Annotated in this window: 15 protein-coding genes; 10 read left to right on the top strand and 5 right to left on the bottom strand. The window is 49.3% G+C overall.

Annotated elements, in window-relative coordinates; genetic code table 11:
- The first annotated feature begins 63 nt into the window (after window positions 1–63).
- Window positions 64–1,617, top strand: a complete 1,554-nt coding sequence (locus tag SYN7336_RS13135) for a hypothetical protein (RefSeq protein ID WP_017326413.1) — start codon at window positions 64–66, stop codon at window positions 1,615–1,617.
- A 347-nt stretch (window positions 1,618–1,964) separates the two neighbouring features.
- Window positions 1,965–3,011, top strand: a complete 1,047-nt coding sequence (locus SYN7336_RS13140) for an IS110 family transposase (RefSeq protein WP_017326414.1) — start codon at window positions 1,965–1,967, stop codon at window positions 3,009–3,011.
- 379 nt (window positions 3,012–3,390) lie between these two features.
- Here the strand turns inward: SYN7336_RS13140 and SYN7336_RS13145 are convergent, their stop codons facing one another.
- Window positions 3,391–4,353, bottom strand: a complete 963-nt coding sequence (locus SYN7336_RS13145; RefSeq protein ID WP_038027039.1) for a metal ABC transporter solute-binding protein, Zn/Mn family — start codon at window positions 4,351–4,353, stop codon at window positions 3,391–3,393.
- Window positions 4,354–4,437: 84 nt separating this feature from the next.
- On the opposite strand from SYN7336_RS13145, the gene SYN7336_RS25820 reads away from it, so the two are divergent.
- The 4 genes from SYN7336_RS25820 (at window position 4,438) to SYN7336_RS13165 (ending at window position 11,668) form a co-directional block, all read left to right on the top strand.
- Window positions 4,438–5,193, top strand: coding sequence for a metal ABC transporter ATP-binding protein (locus SYN7336_RS25820; RefSeq protein WP_017326416.1), 756 nt, complete (start codon window positions 4,438–4,440; stop codon window positions 5,191–5,193).
- A gap of 49 nt (window positions 5,194–5,242) precedes the next feature.
- Window positions 5,243–6,088 (top strand): metal ABC transporter permease, encoded by an 846-nt coding sequence (locus SYN7336_RS13155; RefSeq protein ID WP_017326417.1) that lies wholly within the window; start codon window positions 5,243–5,245, stop codon window positions 6,086–6,088.
- A gap of 176 nt (window positions 6,089–6,264) precedes the next feature.
- Window positions 6,265–8,436 (top strand): hypothetical protein, encoded by a 2,172-nt coding sequence (locus SYN7336_RS28035; protein ID WP_017326418.1) that lies wholly within the window; start codon window positions 6,265–6,267, stop codon window positions 8,434–8,436.
- A 73-nt stretch (window positions 8,437–8,509) separates the two neighbouring features.
- The gene (locus tag SYN7336_RS13165; protein ID WP_017326419.1) at window positions 8,510–11,668 is read left to right on the top strand and encodes an SNF2-related protein; all 3,159 of its coding nucleotides are present in this window, start codon (window positions 8,510–8,512) and stop codon (window positions 11,666–11,668) included.
- 310 nt (window positions 11,669–11,978) lie between these two features.
- On the opposite strand, the gene SYN7336_RS32310 is transcribed toward SYN7336_RS13165, so the two are convergent.
- The 3 genes from SYN7336_RS32310 to SYN7336_RS25830 all read right to left on the bottom strand — a co-directional run bounded on the left by SYN7336_RS32310 (window position 11,979) and on the right by SYN7336_RS25830 (window position 15,002).
- Window positions 11,979–12,191 (bottom strand): helix-turn-helix transcriptional regulator, encoded by a 213-nt coding sequence (locus SYN7336_RS32310; protein WP_369791881.1) that lies wholly within the window; start codon window positions 12,189–12,191, stop codon window positions 11,979–11,981.
- Window positions 12,192–12,592: 401 nt separating this feature from the next.
- The gene (locus SYN7336_RS13175; protein ID WP_017326420.1) at window positions 12,593–13,462 is read right to left on the bottom strand and encodes an alpha/beta fold hydrolase; all 870 of its coding nucleotides are present in this window, start codon (window positions 13,460–13,462) and stop codon (window positions 12,593–12,595) included.
- 73 nt (window positions 13,463–13,535) lie between these two features.
- The gene (locus tag SYN7336_RS25830) at window positions 13,536–15,002 is read right to left on the bottom strand and encodes an FAD-binding oxidoreductase (RefSeq protein WP_017326421.1); all 1,467 of its coding nucleotides are present in this window, start codon (window positions 15,000–15,002) and stop codon (window positions 13,536–13,538) included.
- 210 nt (window positions 15,003–15,212) lie between these two features.
- Here SYN7336_RS25830 and SYN7336_RS13185 point away from each other — a divergent pair, with 210 nt between their 5' ends.
- The 4 genes from SYN7336_RS13185 to recR all read left to right on the top strand — a co-directional run bounded on the left by SYN7336_RS13185 (window position 15,213) and on the right by recR (window position 17,052).
- Window positions 15,213–15,608, top strand: a complete 396-nt coding sequence (locus SYN7336_RS13185) for an Npun_F0494 family protein (RefSeq protein ID WP_017326422.1) — start codon at window positions 15,213–15,215, stop codon at window positions 15,606–15,608.
- Window positions 15,609–15,651: 43 nt separating this feature from the next.
- Window positions 15,652–15,924: a 2Fe-2S iron-sulfur cluster-binding protein gene (locus SYN7336_RS13190; protein ID WP_017326423.1), complete on the top strand. Its 273-nt coding sequence runs from the start codon at window positions 15,652–15,654 to the stop codon at window positions 15,922–15,924.
- Between the two features lie 91 nt (window positions 15,925–16,015).
- A complete protein-coding gene (locus tag SYN7336_RS13195) occupies window positions 16,016–16,348 on the top strand; it encodes a YbaB/EbfC family nucleoid-associated protein (protein ID WP_017326424.1) in 333 nt (110 codons plus the stop codon).
- Window positions 16,349–16,449: 101 nt separating this feature from the next.
- A complete protein-coding gene (gene recR, locus SYN7336_RS13200; protein WP_017326425.1) occupies window positions 16,450–17,052 on the top strand; it encodes a recombination mediator RecR in 603 nt (200 codons plus the stop codon).
- A 236-nt stretch (window positions 17,053–17,288) separates the two neighbouring features.
- On the opposite strand, the gene SYN7336_RS30890 is transcribed toward recR, so the two are convergent.
- On the bottom strand, window positions 17,289–17,432 hold the full coding sequence (locus tag SYN7336_RS30890) for a hypothetical protein (RefSeq protein WP_156820142.1): 144 nt from the start codon (window positions 17,430–17,432) through the stop codon (window positions 17,289–17,291).
- Window positions 17,433–17,435 lie beyond the last annotated feature (3 nt).

Here is a 17,435-nt window from a genome sequence, read left to right on the forward strand (position 1 = left end):
CTTGACTGACTGCAGTTGGAATTCAATTAGACCCTATCGGCTATCTATAGGAGACATCGCAGCATGAAACTCAACTACCCCTCAAACAGAAAAAACTCTAAATTGACGTTGATGTTAGCCTCGCGCGGTTATATATTAGTTGCCTCACTCTTGTTGATGGCACTCCTTCTGATTCTCGGAACAGGGGCGAGTCTATTAAGTTTTAGCAACGTTAGTGTTTCTCGAAATGTGAGAACTAATGCTGTGACTCGCTATCGGGCTGAGGCCGGATTAGATGCCGCCCTAGCCTCCTTGGATTCACGAGTTAGCGGTGTCTTTCCAGTGGTTTTTCCGGTGAGTTCTATTACTCTCCCTATCGAGGTTGACACGAGTTCGGCACAGCCTAATAGGATGGATCTTGGTTCGACTGGCGATGCAATATACACGAGATTTGACGATGAAAATGCAAGGATTTCGGTTACAGCAAGAGACCCTGCTCTAGAGGCTGAGTATACTGCTACGGCAGTTGTGACTCTAGCTGGAGAGCAATTTGGCATTTTTTCAAATGAAAGCGTTCGTTCTGGGGATGCTGCCTCGACTTACAATGCCACGATCTATAGCGGTAACGAGCTAATCGCTAACGCAACCCTTACAGATGCTCAGAGGATTACAGCAGCACCGAGTGCCACCTGTGGAGGAGCAGAAGCAACCGATGACTCGTGGGCGGGGTATTGCAGCTCTACCGGAAGTGTTATAGATACCAGCACTGTGGCGCCTTTTTCAGTTCCAAGTTTCGCAACACTGATTGATGCGACACTCCTATCTTTGCCAGGTGGAGCCCCTTCTGGATATAACGAAGGCTCGGGCGATTTAACGACGATTCCAGAGACAACTGCCCTAGCCTCAACGACCATCGACGATATTAAGAACGGTAATAACTACACGGCTTCTGGGGGGACCTATCGGGGTTGCGTTCCGCCAGGATTTACAGGAGGCTCTGTAGGTGCTCCAACAGTTGTAGTGGTAGACACTCTCTCTGTTGCGTTCGCGGCAGATCCTACCTGTGGTAATGCCACTGCTGATGGAACTCTCTTACTTGAAAATATCACGATCGTTGTTCGAGATGGTGCTCTGGACTTTAACAAAGGCTCAGTAACATTAGATAATGTCACATTAGTGATGGGGGACGGGTTTACTTTCGACAATGTTGCTTCGCCACCTACTGAGTTTATTGTGAACGATTCTTCGATTCTCGCAAATGGCGATGTTAGTATTTACAGCAGGGTAACGGTTGAGGGAGACTCGACGATTGCTGCGCTCAATGACATTAAATTTCTTGGAACAACAACATTGACTGACGCGGCTGGGGTTGCCATTATTTCGGGCAATAAAATTGAACTCAAAGGAGGTGATATCGGCGGCGGGGCTTTCTTGACTGGCCCAGCGGGCATCAAAGCAGACGACGACTTCACCACGATCAATGCAATCTTCATGGCAGAGGGACCGGTTGACTTTAACGGCAAGCATGTTGATTTTGTTGCCCAGCCCTACATCCCAACTACGCCTAACCTTTTAACTGATTTGATCTCTAACAGTATTATCGTCGGAACGGATATGCGTGTGATCGCCCGCAATTAAGGTTGATTGGAAATATCACTCGCTCTCAATTGCGATGCGAGCCGTTCGCTAACCTGGTCGCCTGAGCGAGACGGTGCGCGAGGTTGGCCTGCTCTACCGAAAACAGCCCACATCCCAGGCTTACTGGGAACGCTGGAATCAATTGCATCGCGAGCTTTCAAGGCGGTCAAAGAGCGTAATCCGACCCCGTATGTCTAGCCTGGTCATCCTCAAATGATGGCCCGCTTTGTCGTGAAAGTGTTACCCAAAAATGCCCGCAATTGTTTCTATGATGGATTTGGGTGTGTTGAGGGCATGTGAGCTCTACTTGGAAAGGAATTTAGTCTCTACGGAGAGCGAGGTACCCAATGAAGAAACCTACCAAACACATCTCCTATTCTGGGAAAGATATTTTCGTGGGAATTGACGTTCACAAGAAAACCTATTCAGTTGTTGCCAGGGCTGACAGTGAAGTCGTCAAGAAATGGACGACAGCAGCCTCACCACAGGGACTTGCAGAACAGCTTCTCAAATACTTTGAAGGGGCAAGAATCCATACTGTCTATGAAGCTGGGTTCTCTGCATTTGTTCTACACCGAGAACTGGTGAAATATGGAATCGATAGTATTGTCGTTCATGTCCCTTCGATTGAAGTAGCCGTTAACGATCGCGTAAAGACTGATAAACGAGATGCCCATAAACTGGCTTCTCTGTTGGAAGCAGGACGTTTGAAGGGAGTTCGAATCCTAACCGAGGAAGAAGAACTACACCGCATGCTCAGCCGAACCAGACAACAGCTTGTTGAGGACCGAACTGCTGTCGAGAATAAAATTAGAATGAAGTTCCATCAACTGGGGCTCATCAACCATGACGACAATCGGAGAATGAGTCACAAGCTAGTCAGGGAGTTGTTCAAGCAGAATCTTTCGGAAGAGCTGACTATTGCAGTTGAAGCCTACTGGGATATCTGGAAGAGCCTAGACCAACAGATCGCTAAATTAGACAAAGTGCTGAAGCATCAGGCTGAAAGTGACCCCAATGAGAGTACCTACCAATCGGCCCCTGGAATCGGGAAGATATCAGCTCGGGTTCTTTCTAATGAATTAGGAGATATGTCTCAGTTTAAGAATGAGCGCCAGTTGTTCAGTTTTACAGGTCTAACGCCGAGTGAATATTCAACCGGTGAAAATATCCGAAGAGGGCACATTACCAAGCAGGGCAATAGCAGAGTAAGAGGAATATTAATAGAAATTGCTTGGCGTGCAATTGGAAAAGACAAGGCATTAGTCGAATTTTTTGAAAGACTCCATCCTCATACCGGGAAGAAGCGAGCCATCGTAGCTGTTGCCAGAAAGTTGATTGGTAGAATTCGGGCGGCTTTTCAACATGGAGAGGCTTACCGAATGGGATATTAAGACCATGAAATTCTCTTGGATTTCGACAGGGTTTTGTGTAACTTTAGAAAAGAAAGGAGTATAAAGCGATTGAGAATTCATCGATAGATTCTTCAGCTGTGACCGCGTGCGTGGTTCTGTGAGTGGTTTACCAACTACGTTATATTTGATTGCGGCGCAGCACCTTCACAACGAATGAGGAAAGTGTGGCGTCGTTACGACGATGACTACGGATGGTTGATTGTCGAGGAGATTTCACGATCGCACTGCTCTGAGTACTTTAAGGATAGTATAAAATGTTTGAAGATTAAGATCGTTCACACGAGCGTCATCGCCATTGACAAATCCACATGGTTGAACCGCGCCAAGCCGAGACATAAACCGCTATCGTTACATCTCCTTACTCTGCATGTATATCTATGAGAGGAGATTCAAACATTGAGCATTCCCCCCCCAAACCTGTGACAATGGTACAGGTGTTGACCGCTAACATCTGCTGATAAGTCACCGCTGGAGTGTCGGGACCGCCAGGGCCTTCCACGTATAAGGATCGCTCGGGCACCAGAACCCCAGCATCTCGTGCCACCACTTCAATCAATTCTCGATTCGCTGCAGTTTCAGCAAAAATTGCCGGTATGCCAGCCCCTTCCACCCAGTCAATCAGTGCTGCCATGCGACCGGCGGATGGTCTCTCTTCATGACTCAGACCACTGAGTACTCCGACCACTTCCAATCCATAGGCATCGGCAAAATACCCGAAAGCGGCATGGGTCGTCACCAGCTTGCGATCGCCCTCGGGAACCGTGGCAACTTGCCTTGCAATCCACTCGTGCAACTCGGTCAGCTCTGCCACCACAGCAGCAGCGTTCGCGCTCAACAACTCGGCCTCGTCTGGCGCGATAGCGATGAGTTGCTCGGCGATCGCCTCTACGATCTCAATTCCGAGATCGGCACTATGCCAGACGTGAGGGTCGGCAACCCATTCGCCAGGATTGCGAGCTTCAACCAGCAGGGGAACGGGTACAGCAGCTTCGAATACGGCCACCTTCGGAGCGGAACGAGAAGATGCCTCAATCAACTGAACGATATCGGGAGCGAGATTGTAGCCGCCGTACAGCAACAGATCGGCACCGTCAATCGCAGCGCGATCGCCTGGGGTAGGCTCGTAGGTATGCGGGTCTTGTCCGGGAGCGAGAAGGCAGGTGAGCTCTACAGTTTCTTCAGCCACTTGTCGCACCAAATCGCAAATGACACTGGTGGTGGTAACGACAGCAGGCTTTTCTCTGGCAGATGTAGCAACTATCCCGCAAGAAAGGGGCAAGCAAGACAGGAGCAAGAGGCCCCAGCGGCGACAAGAATTCATCGATAAACCCCAAGCATCTCTAGCAGCGAGACAAAAATTTGCTACAATCTCATCGAGATTGATAATCGTTATCATTCGCAACTCATGTTAGAAATCCAATCCCTGTCTGTCAACTACCGAGGGGTGTTAGCGCTGGAGAATATCTGCGCGACGTTACCTGCTGGGGAGTTGATCGGGGCCATTGGTCCCAATGGAGCCGGAAAAAGCACGTTACTCAAAGCGATGTTGGGATTGGTGCCTGCAAATGCCGGACAAGTCTTGCTGAACGGACGCCCCCTGGCGCGGCAGCGGCGACAGGTGGCTTATGTGCCGCAGCGATCGCAAATTGATTGGGACTATCCCACTTCTGCCTGGAGTGTGGTGATGATGGCCCGCACGACGGCAATTGGTTGGCTGAGGTGGGCCGATCGCCAGCAACGGCAGATTGTGCGCGAAGCCCTCGAACGGGTGGAGATGTGGGATTTGCGCCATCGCCAGATTGGGGAGTTGTCGGGGGGGCAGCAGCAGCGAATTTTTTTGGCACGGGCGCTGGCTCAGCAGGCGGATCTGTTTCTGATGGACGAACCGTTGACGGGGGTGGATAAAAGGTCCGAAAGGATTATTTTCGATCTGCTCGACGAATTGCGAGAGCAGGGTAAAACCATTATTGTTTGCAGTCACGAGTGGGGGGAAGCACTCAGCCGCTACGATCGCCTCTTGCTGCTCAACCGCCGCCTGTTAGCGAACGACGAGCCCCAAATGGTGATGACATTAGACAATATTCGGCAGGCTTTCGGCTCTGCGATGCAACCGGGCTGCTGTGAAGGTCATCCCCGCCCAGAACCCTCCCGATTGAGATAAACGCGAACTCAGTTCTCGATCGGCATAAGTTCAGTTAGGTATAGATTGAATGCTGGAATGGCTGCTCGAACCGCTGAATTACGAGTTCATGCGGTATTCCTTGACGATGGGCATCATCGTGGGAATTTTGTGTCCCGTCACGGGAGCGTTTTTAATCGTGCAGCGGCTTTCATTGCTGGGAAATGTGATTTCTCATTCGGTCTTGCCCGGATTGGCGATCGCCAATTTCTTCGGCATCGATCTCGTGTTGGGAGCATTTGTTTCTGGCATGGCTAGTACCTTGGCGATCGCCTGGATTCGGGCCAAAACTCGGGTGAAGGCGGATGCAGCCATGTCGCTGACGTTAGTGAGCTTTTTTGCCATCGGCGTAGCGCTATTGAGCTTGCTGGATAGTCGCCTGGACTTAGAAGACTTGCTATTTGGCAATATCTTGAGTGTTTCAATTGGAGATGTGTGGCAGGCGGCTGCGGTGATGCTGGCAACTGTGTTGGTTGCTGTATTGTTCTACAAAGAGCTCCTGTTTTTCACCTTCGATCGCAATGGGGCTGAAGCGGCAGGATTGCCGGTCCATACGATTAATGTCTGCTTTGTGGCTGCTGTCACCCTCACCATTGTGGTCGGCATGCAGGCGGTGGGGGTGATTTTGGTCATTTCATTGCTGGTGGGGCCAGCCCTAACTGCCTATTTGTTGGTCAAAGAATTACATTGGACAATCGCGATCGGCAGTCTGCTGGGGGCCACATCTAGCGCGAGCGGGATGTATCTCAGCTATTACTTCGATTTACCGTCAGGACCGGCGATCGCAATGGTGGTGTTTGGTCTATTCCTGCTTGCCCTGTTGACCCGGGCATTTTCATTTCGGCAGGTTCCAGCTTTTCCCGGCGATAGACCATAGCCGCACTCCTGGGAACGCATCATTCTATCTTCCGAGTATCCTAACTATAGAAGCATTGCTTTTCCCACTAACTGAGTCTCGACTCACGAAAATATTTACACACTTAAATCGGCTGGGGCGTAACCCCATTTCAACCACCTCGATCGCATCCAATCAGTGACTCGGCTAGTTGCCTTATGACATTAAATCGCCATCGCTTCTTGCGAATTGTAGAATATGTTTCTGTTTCTGCCTCAGTAGTAGGCGCGATCGCAGCAGTCGCGACTCGGCAGCTAGTCTATGCAGTCGCCCCGCTATCGATTTCTGCTGCACTGAGCTTAGCCAATCGCCGTCAATGGGAACATCGCATTGAACAACGTCTTGCAGAAAACACCTCTCAGGTCGATCGGCGCTTAGATAGACTCAACCAGCAAGATCGACTGATTCAACAGCGTGTTAACAGCCTTGCTACAACTCCCGAGCAACAACCAGAAGTCAACTCAACTATTGATGCGGCTCTCCAGACTCTTAGAGACGATACGAATCGCTTAACCCAAGATCTCTCCGAAGCAATTCAAGCTCTCCGGCAGGAACTAGAGGAACAGAACAGCCAGCAGGAAAATTTTGTCAGGCAGGATAGTTTCAACGCAATTAGTGAAGATCTCCAGCGAGTTTGGAGAACTTTAGAAGATTTTGAGCTCCTCAACCTTGAGAACAGATTTCAGACTTTAGAACAGAAAGAGCGGCAGTGGGCTGATGGGCGAGCCTCGCTCGAAGAGGCGATCGCAGATGCAAGAACCAATTTCAGGAAGCTCAAACACGATCTAACTCAACTCAAAGAAGGATTCGCAGACCTAAGAGAACTCCTGAGAACCTTCCCCTCAGATGCAGAAACACTGACCGAACCAGCTATTGGACCTGAACCTTCCGAAGAAGTCTCTCCAGTTGCCAAGATTCAGTGGATATCTCCGCAGTTACCGTCTATTCAAAACCATACTGAGGTCCTTGAAATCAATTTAGGCATTGACTTCGGCACAGGATTTACCAAGGTTTGCTTCCGCGATCTAGCGCGTGACTGCTCAGAAGTTGTGACTTTCTCAGAAGACTCCAGTGCCGAGCTAGAAAAAGCATTGATTTCTACTAAAATTGCTATCCTACAAAATGGCACACTGCTGACCGGTCTCACAGTTACCGAGTGGGAGTCAAGTACCCATGACATTCAAAAAACGCTTGAATTCATTAAAATGAGGCTAGCCCATCTTGACTTCCCCAAAGAGGCTGATTGGAGACTAGAGCAGATTTCCGAGCTAGACAATCCAGAAACCGTTGAAAATTTATCTGCATATTACCTAAGCCGTGTCATCAACCGTGCCCGCAACTGGATTCAGGGCCAACGTAAAGACTTATTCAAAAACCAAACTGTACGCTGGAGCATTAATCTTGGAGTACCGGTAGAGTATTGTGATTCTCCTGCATTGGAGAGATTTCAGCGAGTATTATCCCTAGCATGGTTGTTATCTAATACACCATCTACTGAAGAGTCATTGACTATATCCTCTTTAAATCTACTAGGAACATACCTGCGCCAATGGATGAAAGATAATGTCACGAATGATGAATTGGACTGTATGACTACTCCTGAAATATCAGCAGCTGTCTGGTCTTTTCTCAGCTCTCGTCAGGCAAGGGAAAAATTCTATACATTCTTCGACTTTGGAGATGGTACTCTAGATGGCGCTGCCTTTAGGTTTTGGCGAGAAAACGAAGGTGATTCACTAAGAGTTGATTTTTATTTTGGCCAGGTTCGTCCTTTAGGAGTAACAGCTTTTATTCAGCAGACTGCCTCGGAATACGAGACTTCTACCGACAAAATTTATCAGGCTCTTTTTGAGGTGGGATTGGCAGCAGGTGATTGGCTATCTTCCGTAATAGAAACGAGTGTAACGCGGCGAAGTGTTCAAAAGCTCATAGCTTCGGTCGTTACAAATGGTATGAGTAAGCATAAAAACAATCGTGGCATCTTATCTAAAAATGAATTAGGCAATAACCTAGAAGTTTTTTTAGGGGGTGGCGGCGGGCAGAATCCTTTCTTTCGAAACATGGTTCAGGCAACCTACAAAGACTTCCAGCACGATAGAGCAGGAATTCCCCAGTATCAAATTAAGCAAATTCCTGTCCCGAATACCTTATCAATGAATGGCTTAGACGCTGATGACTTTCATCGCTTTGCCGTTGCCTATGGTCTTTCTATACCCACTTGGGAAGGACCTGAAATCCGTCTTCCCAGTCAAGTCGAGGCAAATTATACTCTTACCCCTAAGGAGTTAAATCAAGTAACACCATACGAAGATACGAAAGATTTAACGTAAGGAGATCTAATTTCTAATTCTCCTACTTGAGTAAAAGCAATTTTTGCCTGAGGTTGACTCATATTTCATAGCAATGACCAATCAAAATCAATCGTCAAGCAGCACTGAAAGTTGGAATCCTGAAATTCCCCATCAAGAGGTAAGAATTCGCTCCAACCCCGGTCGTCGCGGACTAACTACAGGCAAGGTTCGCAAGGCAGGGACACGTATTTTAGTTCAGGTGCAGTTTGGACCGAACGAGAAAGTCTACAAGCCGCAGAATCTGCTTGAGCTCTGTGGCGATGATGATAGTATAAAATCTCTATTCAAACAGAAACGATTTGGCGGCCCAGACGATTTAAGGCGAATTTTAACCTATGAGAAAGTGAAAGGAAAACTAACCAATGTTTTCTACAGCATGGAAGCCAGTCAAACAGACTTTTATGCCCATCAGTTTAAGCCAGTGCTCAAATTTCTCAATTCTTCAGTAGGACGTTTGTTGATTGCCGATGAGGTAGGACTGGGTAAAACGATCGAGGCCATGTACGTTTGGAAAGAACTCCAGGCTCGTGCAGATGCCCGACGACTCCTCATTGTTTGTCCGGCTATGCTGCGTCAAAAGTGGCAAGACGATCTGCGCCAGCGCTTCAACATCTTTGCCGAAATTGTCAATGCCAAAGAGTTAGTCAATAAAGTTAGAACTTGTTTAGAAACCCAGCACCTCCAGCCTCTTACATGTATTGTTAGTCTAGAGGGACTACGTCCGAGTGCAAACTGGGAAGATCGGACTGTTAAAAACTCGCGAGCAGAATTTGCAAGACTACTAGATACAAATCCTGCAACTGACGATTTCGGGCTCTTCGATCTAGCAATTATTGATGAAGCACACTATCTGAGAAATGCTAGCACTGCAAATAATCGCATAGGTCGACTTATCCGCGATGCATCTCGGCATCTGTTGCTGCTGACAGCTACTCCTATTCAGGTGCAAAGTTCTAATCTTTACCAATTGTTACGTCTTGTTAGCCCAGATGATTTTTTCAATGAGCTAATTTTTGAAAACATGCTTGAAGCAAATTATTCCATCATTCAAGCATTACGCTATCTATGGGCGAATCAGCCAAGGCTAGAACAAGCTCGGGCTGCCATCAAACAGTCGATGAGATCGGAATATTTTAAAGATAATCGTTTGCTTCATTATGTTTATAATATCTTGCAGGAATCTGAGCAGATTGATGAAGCAAATCGTGTTGAACTAGGTTATAAACTCGAAAAAATCTCCCTACTCAATCAGTATGTCACACGCAGCCGCAAGCGCGATGTCTTGCCGAACCGAGTAAAGCGAGATCCACAGACTCTAAACGTCTATTTTTCTCCTTTAGAACAAGAGATTTATAATTATGTGACTCAAAAAATTAAGCAACAAACTCGAGGCAGGCAAGGAGTCTCTTTATTTAGATTAATCGCTCGACAGCGCCAAATGGCAAGTTGTATGGTTGCGGCTCTTCAGTCTTGGAAAATTGATGGTATTCTAGGTGACCTGATTGATGAATCACTATGGGAAGATTTTGGAATTTCAGCAGAATTGCAAGATGGAGAAGCAGAAGAGCAATCACCTCTAGATGTAGTCCTTACCTTGCTCCAAAAAGTTAACACAACGGAATTAGAGAAGCAAGATAGCAAATATAATCGGCTCCAACAATTTCTCCATAGGCAGCTTCAAGTGAATGCTAGCGAAAAGTTCGTCATTTTTGCTTATTTCAGAGGAACCCTCCAGTATTTGGAAAGACGTTTGCAAGCAGATGGAATCTCCACTTGCTTAATCATAGGTGGGATGGGAAATGCCAAGTGGGATGTCATTAATCAGTTCGCTGAGAAATGCGGTCCTTCAGTCTTGTTGTCTTCTGAAGTAGGCAGTGAGGGTATCGATCTCCAACATTGTCGGTTTTTAGTTAACTATGACTTACCTTGGAATCCGATGAGGGTAGAGCAAAGAATTGGGCGTTTAGATCGCTTAGGCCAAAAAGCAGATCGAATCTCAATCATCAACTTCAGTTTAGTAGATACCGTTGAAGAACGTATTTTAGAGCGTCTCTACGAACGGATTAATATATTTCGAGAGAGCATTGGAGATCTAGAAAATATTCTTGGCGAGACAACTGAGCAATTGCTTGTTGAACTCTTTTCAGAGCAGCTTACCCCCGAAGAGCAGGAACAGCGGGCCACTGAAACCACAATGGCACTTTTGAAAGAACGTGCTCTACAAGATGAATTAGAAACTGAAGCTATTAATATATTAGCTTTCTCAGATCGTATTCTTCAGTCAATCACAGATAGCCGGGAACAAGGCCGCTGGCTTCAACCTGAGGAACTTCGGACTTTTGTGGAGGACTGTTTTTCTCGCTACTACCCCGGTACAGTAATCGTACCAAAGCCAAATCAGGATAAACTTTATGAAATAACTCTTTCTGAAGCTGCTAAGGTTAGCTTGCAGTTATTTCTTACTCAAAACCGTTGTGTAACTCCTACACAGCTTCATTTATCGAGTATTCCAATTGCCTGCTTCTTCGATTCTAAAATCGCAGGCGTAATGGGAAAACGCAATGAACTTTTAGATTCTACTCATCCTCTAATTCTTTGGATTCGCCACCGCTACGAAACAGCAGCTCAAAAGCTCCATCCTATTTCAGCCACTCAAATTGACCAACAAATAGTTGGCCTACCTCTAGGAATTTATGTTTATGTCGTTTGTCGCTGGACATTTATCGGACTCAAAACAGAGAATAAAATTGGCTATCAGGTTGCCTGCTACAGCAACAGCAAATTACTCTCCGATCGAGTTTCTGAGTTTGTGTTGGCTAAAGCCATGCAGCAAGGAGGGGATAAGCCTAATGCTCATAACTTCATTGACGATCTCGATCGCCTTTTAGACTTACATCAAAAATGTGAAGACTTCCTTGAAGACTCCTTTGGTAAGGCACTTGAAGAATTTGAGATTGAGAATGAAAATCATTGCAATATTCAGGAGCGTAGTGCTAGAGCTTTTGCCGAACGCAAGCAGCGCGAGCTAGAAGATCGCATTCAACGATTTAAGCAAGCTGGCAAGACCCAGATTATTCCAGCCACAGAAGGCCAGTTGAGAAAAGTAAATCGAGAGCTGGAAGTCAAGCTCAAGTCTATTCAAGAGAAGCGTGAGGGTATCGCCTTCGAGCAAGTTCAATTAGCTTCAGGCGTGATTTTTGTCGAACCGTAATTTTTTCAAGATTTGACATACTTCCTATGCCAAAAAGACTATGGTCTTTTTAAGAATGTGTTTGGAGCCATCCATCACATCTGACAGATTCAGCGCCGGATTTACCTGCAGCTTCACTTTGTTGATAGAGGATTAGGTTGTCAATTGCGGTTTTGTGAATGGCAATGAGGTATTGAGGGCGATCGCCAGTCCCACTTTAGGTTCCAGTCTCGTGCAGGCAAGAAAATATGAGCTGAGGGGCTTGTTGATGTGGCATTCAAGGAAAGCAATAACTGCAAAGATCCTCGGTAGAGATAGTCTAAAAGGATAATTACCCTACACTCGCAATCACTTGACCAATATCTTGAGGTGAAGCTCCAGTCGCTAAAATCGTACGAATTAGCAACTCAATGGATACGAAAACATCTCCATTTTCAGCGTTTGCAATGCGCGGTTGGCTGGAATGAATCCTTTCTGCCAACTCAGATTGAGCCATGAGTGACTGTCTTCGCTCTTTAAGACTATGGCTAAGCGCAAGCTTGATTTCTCGGAATTGCTTCTTCTGGACTCAATTCTAGGAAATCTGAAACTGTGCCAACTGTCCAGCCCTTATCTTCCAGTTTTTTGCGAGTTTGCCGATCCATGCTACTAGCCCTGTTTATCTCTGTCGTACTGACTTAAGCGTTTTTTGCAAATATCGATGACATGCTTGGGTGTTGAAGTTGCCTTAGCAGGAATCCTGCCTCAAGTCTGGCAGGTTAGCTAATAAGGAGGTGTTTTAATCTCACCGTGTAGCCAAACAAGAGGTTTATCGTTTTTGCGCATGCACTTGTCTCATATCTGATATATTCTGCTAATGTCAGCGGGCAGCACAAAGCAAATGCCCGCCAGAACCCCAGCCGCGAGAGGAAGAGCCAAGAGGCTAGTTCTAATGGGCCAAAAATTCTAATGGGCCAAAAACTGACGCACAGTAGCCAAATACTCGTCGGGACATTCCAACATCGGCAGGTGGGCCACCTCGGGCAGTTCGACGTGGCGAACCTCGGGATTGAGCTCAGCCGCCATTCGACCGAGCGCAGAGGGGATAATGATGTCCTTCTCCCCCGAAACAATCAGGGTGGGACGCTGAATCTTGCGAAAGGCTTCCGGTTGAGCCACGCTAGCGTGCTTGCTAACGCTGGTATAGAGCGTGCCGAGACTAGCTGGTATGTCCGCTTGCATATAGTCGGCTAAAAACGCTTGGCGCACCTGTGCGGGGGGCATTTTGTGGACAAACCGGGCGATCGTCATCCGATCCATCCCCGGTATCCGCGACAGCCACTGAGGCCGAATCCGCACGACCGTGCTGCCAATTTGTTGAAACAAGCCAAACACCAGCGCGTTGTATTCGAAGATGCCACCGCAGGCAAAAATAGCCCGATCCACCCGTTCGGGAGTCTGACTGATAAACAGGGCGGCAATGGAAGACCCCATCGAATGGGCTTGAATCGAGATGCGATCTAAGTGCAGCGCATCTACCAGTTCCTTCAGTTCTGTGGCGTAATGCTCTAGCGCATAGGCTGCGTGGCGAGGATCGGCGAAGGGGATAGGTTGCTGGAGCGATCGCGCCGAAGATCGCCCAAATCCTCGCAGATCGTATAGCAGACAGTCATAGGTATCCGACAGGGCGCGGGCCGTGGCTTCCCAATATCGCGCCGAACCGCCCCACCCGTGCAGAAAGACCATGACCGGGCGATCGCCTGTAGGTGCATCTCCCCCGTTCTCCACGATCCATTCGTAGTAGTGCGGGCTACTGTCAATGTCGAGATAAGGCATCGGAGAGAGTGGCGATGGCAAACATCACCGACCATCCTAGGACACTTTGCCGAACATATTCTGGGCCAGCGCTCTATCCGGACTGGCTGGTTTCTGGAGATCGATCTCCTTCGAGCTCGCTTGCCGATTCTGCTGGAGCGGGGGCGTCAGAACTTTCCTGCTCGCTACTCACTGCTTCAGTCGCACTGTCTTCGGGGGGCACAAACAGCTTCATCTTGCCCGGATTGAGAATGCCGAGGGGATCGGCTTCGTACTTAAAGGCCAATTGTACGGGATTGCCCGCATCGTGCCCCCCTTCCTCCAAAATGAATGTATGCGGATTGGAAATTCCCACACCGATCGCGAAACACTCATCCATCATTCCTTGGAGCTGCTCGCGATCGCGATACCGCAACACCGGTAGCGACCAATAATTGACCGCCCCCATAAACCGCACCATTTCTACGTGGATCGACCAATCTTCGCCAAATTTTTCTTTTAATTGAGACGACTGCTCCCAGCTTTTTTGGGGATCGGCAGCAAAAGCACATTGCAGGTAAGTGAAATTCTCGTTGTATTTCTTCGCCCACAAGGTGGTATGGTTCCACGTCGCATCGCTAAGGGTTGGGGCTCCGGGCTCGTACAGCGGAATCTCGGCAGTGACTCCGCCGTCAAAATCCTGCACCAGCAGTCTGGTTTCATTCGCATCAGTGGGATCGACGAGCAGTAACACTGTATGTTTGTCGGGATCGGCTACGTTAGCGAGTACTTTTTGGTAGGCAATCAGAGGCTGCTCTAGCAAGGCAATCTCCCGCTTGTGAATCCCCTCGCTCCGCCCCAAGGCCCAACAAAAATTATGGGCGGCTTGCAGGCTCTCGAAGGCCACGGCCATCTGAATCCAATCGGTGCGATGGGTGAGGGGTAGATCGATCTCCGTAATAATGCTGTTCGTGCCATAGGCGTGCAGCACCTTGTCGATCTCTTTGCCTTTCAGCTCCAGCACCTGCGGTTCTTCGTTGGCGGTGACGACCCTAAGGGAGCGAACGTTACCGCGATCGCGCAACACGCCATGATTGATGCTGCCAATCCCACAACTGCCCCCCGCAATGAATCCCCCGATCGTAGACATGGCGATCGTGCTGGGATACATGCGCAATTCCAGGCCGCACTCTCGCCCTGCCTGCTCGATATCCAACAGCTTCACACCAGCTTCCACCCGCACGCCGCCATTCTCGAACCCCAAAATCCGATCCATCGGTTTGAGATCCAGTACAATTCCTCCTTGCAGCGGAATGGCTTGACCGTAATTGCCAGTACCCAAGCCGCGCGCCACCACCGGCACCCGATGTCGATGGGCTAGCCGCAGCACGTCGATCGCCTCAGCCTCGGACGAACATTGCACCACTGCATCGGCCTGTTTGTCCGACAACTCTTCTATCAGCCAAGGACTGTACCAGAAGTAATCCTTCGACAGACGCTCGCAAACCCCCGCATCGGTCAAAATCGCCTCAGCCGAAACAACCGATCGCAGATCTTTGAGAAAGGCTGGAGGGATTGCCATAGTGCTTGCGTCGAGCAGTCTGAGTTTACGTAATTCATTGATTCTAGGCTAGGTGTCCGCGCTTGCGCAGATGGGGGCTGGGGCAGTGGAGTCGTACCCTGCAGAATTCAGCGACAATTCGATGGATAGTTTAGATTGAAATTGTATCCGTGCAGCTCTTACCAATCCTTGCCTCTTTTCGCAAACGATCGTTCCCCTCGCATCTTCCCCATGCTGGTCCCTCAAGCTTCCATCACCTATTCCCCCAGTACCTATCGCCGAGCGGAGCGAGCCATGCGTTGTGCGCCGTTTTGCCATCCTCTCTACACCGTCATGCTCGATGGCAGCGTCGATTTAGCTGAAATTGGCGATCGGGCTGGCAGCAGTCGAGGTTACACCCTTCGCCCCATCTCCGAACGGGCGGTGGAAGACGATTTGATGTGGCTGATTCAAGTGGGGGCGATTCGGCGGGAAGTGGACGGTCAGGGTATTACTAGCCGCTATCGCTTGGCCCCCATCGGTCGCCAGTTATTCGGTCGCTGGGACAAAGGCGATCGCATTGCCGGTACCGCAAGCTGGTTGGCGCGTCTTTGGAATCAACTGCTGCGCTGGCGAATTCTGCGATAGGGAAGAATCTTTAACAAGCAGTCATGCGGGAGAGCATTGCAGCGTGTCCGAACCCAAAGCATCCCCCCAACCGACATCCGCACCAACGGTCACCATCAAGTTTTTACCGGACGATGTCACCATTCAAGCGACTCCCGGAGAGTCGCTGCTAGCGGTGGCCGCGCGAGCGGGGGTCTCGATTCCGACGGGGTGTTTGCGGGGATCTTGCCATGCCTGCGAAGTGGAGACCGATTTGTGGGGGCCTATCTGTTCTTGTATTGCGGCAGTGCCGGAGCAATCGATGGTGGTGGAGCTGTGGAGCGACCCCACTTGGTGAGTGCAGGCGAGAGAATCTGTACTGGAGGGGGCATAATTCAAGCTAGAATTGCAGGTGCTCTGTCCGCATGTTGTGCATTTAGAGGCTACTCATGGCTAAAGGGTTTGGACCGTTCGGCAAGATTCAAGAGGCGCTTAAGAAGGCCCAGCAGGTGAAAGAGGGGGCTCAAAAGCTCCAAGTCGAGCTAGACGAGATGGAAATTGTCGGCGCAGCTGGAGGCGGTTTGGTGACCGTCTCGTTAAGCGGCAACCAAGAGCCTCGGGGTGTAACGCTGGCTCCAGAAGCGATGGATAAGTCAGCGGAGGAGTTGCAGGGCTTGTTTTTTGAGGCTTTACAGAAGGCGTATGCCGAGTCGACCGAGACGATGCGGACCAAGATGGAAGAGTTGACGGGCGATATTAGCCTACCGGGGCTGGGATTTTAAGCTGACCTGCGCGGCAGCTCGCAATACGGTAGGCAGCTCTCCGCGATCGCGCGGGGGGTTTTGATGTTTTCGATCCATTGCCGTTCAATGGAAGTTCATTCATGTATACTCGCCCTCTAGCCCGCCTGATTGAAGAACTGCAGAAACTTCCCGGCATCGGTCCCAAATCAGCTCAGCGCTTGGCTCTGCACCTGCTCGACCGGCCTAAAACCGAGGTGGAAGCCCTGGCCCGCGCCCTCATCGAGGCCAAAGAGCAAATTGGTCAATGCTCCATCTGCTTTCACTTTTCGGCGGACGATCCCTGCGAGATTTGCCGATCGCCTCAGCGAGAGTCCAGGCAACTCTGCATCGTGGCGGACTCCAAGGATCTGATCGCGCTAGAACGCACCCGCGAGTTTAAGGGCAAGTACCACGTTTTGGGCGGCCTCATTTCCCCCATGAATGGCATTGGTGCCGAACAGCTCAATATTCGCCAGCTCATTCAGCGCGCCGCTGCCGACAAGCCGGAAGAAGTCATTATGGCCATCAGTCCTAGCGTTGAAGGGGAAGTGACCATGCATGTGGTTGCCGACTACCTAAAAGAGCTCAACCCCAATCTCAAGGTCACCCGCATTGCTTTCGGCCTACCGATCGGTTCCGACCTCGAATACGCTGATGAAGTTACCCTCGCTAGGGCATTAGAAGCGCGACAAATTATGACTTAAGTTCGCCTCCGGTACATATTTTTTAGCGATCGCCCGATGGATATGGCTGATGCATGGACATGGCTGATGCTTCGTTGATTGCTGCTGCCGAAAGTTTGGACAAACGAAGAATTTTCGCCTTGGATAGTTGTAGAACGAAGCCAATAGCCTCTCGGAAGTCCCCCACTGGTGGGGGATTTAGGGGGCCGAGTGCAATGCTTGAAAACTCCAGATCTCAATCTGGATGAGGTTTATGTCTACACTTGCGGGGCGGGCAAGGGTTTGAGTTGGTGCCAAGGTGAGGGGCGATCGCTTGGGAGGTTTGAAGAACGGGGGAGTTGGTTGCGATCGCTTCGGTCGGTGAGGGCGTAGAGAAAGCGAGTGTCGATGATAGCGGTCATGTG

This window comes from Synechococcus sp. PCC 7336, assembly GCF_000332275.1.
Lineage (GTDB): Bacteria > Cyanobacteriota > Cyanobacteriia > Thermostichales > PCC-7336 > PCC-7336.

What these genes read in the sequence shown, in the direction of transcription:
- SYN7336_RS13140 (WP_017326414.1), top strand. Translation starts at nt 1,965, where the DNA reads ATGAAGAAACCTACCAAACACATCTCCTATTCTGGGAAAGATATTTTC.
- SYN7336_RS13145 (WP_038027039.1), bottom strand. Translation starts at nt 4,353, where the DNA reads ATGAATTCTTGTCGCCGCTGGGGCCTCTTGCTCCTGTCTTGCTTGCCC.
- SYN7336_RS28035 (WP_017326418.1), top strand. Translation starts at nt 6,265, where the DNA reads ATGACATTAAATCGCCATCGCTTCTTGCGAATTGTAGAATATGTTTCT.
- SYN7336_RS13195 (WP_017326424.1), top strand. Translation starts at nt 16,016, where the DNA reads ATGGCTAAAGGGTTTGGACCGTTCGGCAAGATTCAAGAGGCGCTTAAG.
- SYN7336_RS13165 (WP_017326419.1), top strand. Translation starts at nt 8,510, where the DNA reads ATGACCAATCAAAATCAATCGTCAAGCAGCACTGAAAGTTGGAATCCT.
- SYN7336_RS13175 (WP_017326420.1), bottom strand. Translation starts at nt 13,462, where the DNA reads ATGCCTTATCTCGACATTGACAGTAGCCCGCACTACTACGAATGGATC.
- recR (WP_017326425.1), top strand. Translation starts at nt 16,450, where the DNA reads ATGTATACTCGCCCTCTAGCCCGCCTGATTGAAGAACTGCAGAAACTT.
- SYN7336_RS25820 (WP_017326416.1), top strand. Translation starts at nt 4,438, where the DNA reads ATGTTAGAAATCCAATCCCTGTCTGTCAACTACCGAGGGGTGTTAGCG.
- SYN7336_RS25830 (WP_017326421.1), bottom strand. Translation starts at nt 15,002, where the DNA reads ATGGCAATCCCTCCAGCCTTTCTCAAAGATCTGCGATCGGTTGTTTCG.
- SYN7336_RS13135 (WP_017326413.1), top strand. Translation starts at nt 64, where the DNA reads ATGAAACTCAACTACCCCTCAAACAGAAAAAACTCTAAATTGACGTTG.
- SYN7336_RS13185 (WP_017326422.1), top strand. Translation starts at nt 15,213, where the DNA reads ATGCTGGTCCCTCAAGCTTCCATCACCTATTCCCCCAGTACCTATCGC.
- SYN7336_RS13155 (WP_017326417.1), top strand. Translation starts at nt 5,243, where the DNA reads ATGCTGGAATGGCTGCTCGAACCGCTGAATTACGAGTTCATGCGGTAT.
- SYN7336_RS30890 (WP_156820142.1), bottom strand. Translation starts at nt 17,432, where the DNA reads ATGACCGCTATCATCGACACTCGCTTTCTCTACGCCCTCACCGACCGA.